The 2609-nt window shown below is 67.6% G+C and carries 4 protein-coding genes; 1 reads left to right on the forward strand and 3 read right to left on the reverse strand.

Annotated features, from left to right (window positions below; all coding sequences use genetic code 11):
- A partial coding sequence (locus VF643_RS10845) for a threonine synthase (protein WP_331043406.1) occupies window positions 1–1198 on the forward strand: 1198 nt, incomplete at its 5' end.
- 12 nt (window positions 1199–1210) lie between these two features.
- Here VF643_RS10845 and VF643_RS10850 read toward each other — a convergent pair.
- The 3 genes from VF643_RS10850 to VF643_RS10860 all read right to left on the reverse strand — a co-directional run.
- A complete protein-coding gene (locus tag VF643_RS10850) occupies window positions 1211–1363 on the reverse strand; it encodes a hypothetical protein (protein ID WP_331043407.1) in 153 nt (50 codons plus the stop codon).
- Between the two features lie 256 nt (window positions 1364–1619).
- On the reverse strand, window positions 1620–2075 hold the full coding sequence (locus VF643_RS10855; protein WP_331043408.1) for a vgr related protein: 456 nt from the start codon (window positions 2073–2075) through the stop codon (window positions 1620–1622).
- A partial coding sequence (locus VF643_RS10860; RefSeq protein ID WP_331043409.1) for a copper chaperone PCu(A)C occupies window positions 2072–2609 on the reverse strand: 538 nt, incomplete at its 5' end. The genes VF643_RS10860 and VF643_RS10855, both read right to left, overlap by 4 nt.

Genomic DNA, 2609 nt, shown 5'->3' on the forward strand with positions numbered 1-2609 from the left:
CCCGACCTTCGTCACCCATCTCGAATGCTCGCTGACCGGGGAGCGCTACGAGGCCGACCAGCTCCATGGCCTGTCGCGAGCGGGTCGTCCTTTGTTGGTGCGCTACGATCTCGATGCGGTCGCGGCCAGCCTCTCGCGCGAAGCGCTGGCCGCGCGGGAGACCGATCTGTGGCGGTGGCGCGAGCTGCTGCCGGTGCGGCACACCGCCAACATCGTCAGCTTGGGGGAGATCGCGACGCCGTTGATCCCGATCCCGCGCTCGGGCGGCGCCAACGTGGTGGTGAAGGACGAGGGGCGCTTGCCGACCGGCTCGTTCAAGGCGCGTGGGCTGGTGATGGCGGTGGCGATGGCCAAGGAACTCGGTGTCACCCGGATCGCGATGCCGACCAACGGCAATGCCGGCGCCGCACTCGCCGCCTATGCGACCCGGGTCGGGATCGAGACGATCATTTTCTGCCCCGACGACACGCCCGAGGTGAACGTCCGCGAGATCGCCGCGCAGGGCGCGCGGGTGTGGCGGGTCAATGGGCTGATCGACGATTGCGGCGCGATCGTCGGCAAGGGCGCCGCGGAAGGCCGCTGGTTCGATTTTTCGACGCTGAAGGAGCCCTACCGGATCGAGGGCAAGAAGACGATGGGGCTGGAGCTCGCTGCGCAGGGCGGCTGGACGCTGCCCGATGCGATCTTCTACCCGACCGGCGGCGGCACTGGCCTGATCGGCATGTGGAAGGCGTTCGACGAGCTCGAAAAGCTCGGCTGGATCGGGTCGGCCCGGCCGCGGATGTATGCGGTGCAGGCGAGCGGATGCGCGCCCATCGTCCGCGCGTTCGAGGCGGGCGAGGAGCATGCCGAGCGGTGGGAAGACGCCAGCACCGTCGCTGCGGGGATTCGCGTGCCGAAGGCCGTCGGCGACTTCCTGATCCTGCGCGCGGTGCGGGAGAGCGGCGGGCAGGCGCTCGCGGTTGGCGATCCCGCGATCCTTCAGGCGGTGGACGATTGCGCGCGCAAGGACGGGCTGCTGATGTGTCCCGAAGGCGGCGCGACGCTCGCGGCGTACAAGCAGGCGGTGAAGACCGGCCTGGTCGACGAGGACGAAAGCGTGGTGCTGTTCAATTGCGCAACCGGGCTGAAATACCCGTTGCCGCCCGCGCCGTGGACGCTCGACCGGCACGGGCCGATCGACTTCGACGCACTGTGACGCGCCGGGCGATTACCAGCTGAACAGCGACCCGTCGCCCATATGCGCGACGCTGTGCACCCCCCGCTCGGTCGCGCGGACCGCGGCGAGCGTGTAGGCACCGCGGTCGACTGCGCAGTCGACCATCACGAGCATTAGCACTGCGGCGAGGACGAACTTGAGCATAGTGCGAGTGTAGCAGGCGAGGGGTTAAGGAAGGGTGCCCCCGGTCGGTTCATTCCTCCGATCTGTTAAAAATATTCGGAACTCCACACCCTTTCGTCACCCCGGACTTGATCCGGGGTCCCGCTAATCTCCCCGGCCGCGAGACAGGTTCTGGCCGAAATCACGTCAGGCAGCGGGACCCCGGATCGAGTCCGGGGTGACGGATTGTCTTGCAACGTCGTGCCCGGAACCCGCGTGCGTGAAATCCATCCAAAGCTCAGAACGGCAGCAGCGTCTCGTACTGCGCCAGCGCCGGCGCACCCGGCACCGTCGCCCCCCGTCGCAGCAGGAACGCGTGGCGCACGATCTCGCCTTGTTGCTCGATGCCATAGCGGTACAGCGGCTGGCCGGGCTTCAGCGCGTAATCGTATCGGCACCACGGGTGCCGGGCGAGCGGCAGGTAGATGCCCTTCTGATGCTGCCAGACATGCGTCATCTCATGGATGAACAGCCCCTGGTCGGTCAGCGCACAAGCAGCGAAGTCGTCGCGCCAGCTGCTGCCCCTGGGGTGAAAGTGGATGCACCCGCGCGGCGCCATTACCGTGTCGCGCGGCTGGAAGAACGCCCATTTGTGCCGCGCCAGCCTGACCTGCGCATAGTCGATCGCGCCGCCGAACACCGACTGCGCCAGCGCGGTCTCGCCCGGGGTGAGCGGGCGCTTCTCCGCGGTCACTCGGGCGCCGGATCGCCCGCGCCGATCACGCCGGCGTCCTGCAGGATGCGGGTGCCGTCCGAGAAGGTCAGCGTCAGCGTGATCGTGCTGCCCGGCTTGATCCCGGGATTCATGTCGAAGAACATCACGTGCAGCCCGCCGGGCTCGAACTTCACGACCTGATTGGCGGGGATCTCCACCTTCGCAAGCGGCTTCATTGTCGACATCGTGCCCTGCTGCATCGACCGGTGAAGCTCTGCTTTCACGGCGACGTCAGTGGTGATCGACACCAACGTCGTCGGAGTCGGCCCCCCATGGATGTTCAGATAGGCGGCCGCCGGCCGACCCTTCACCGCGCCGAGCCGGACCCAGGCGCGATCGCCGTAAAGAACCTTCGGCGGCGCGCACGATGCAAGCATCATCGCCGCACCCGTGGCCGCACTCGTGAGCGTGGCCGCCAAAGTCGGAACCATGCGCATCTCGTCACCCTCCCGCTTCGCGAAAACCCGAGACCGCTCTAGGTTCCGTGGCTTCTTGCGGCAAGCCGAACCCCAC

It is taken from the genome of Sphingomonas sp. (genome assembly GCF_036387595.1).
Classification (GTDB): domain Bacteria; phylum Pseudomonadota; class Alphaproteobacteria; order Sphingomonadales; family Sphingomonadaceae; genus Sphingomonas.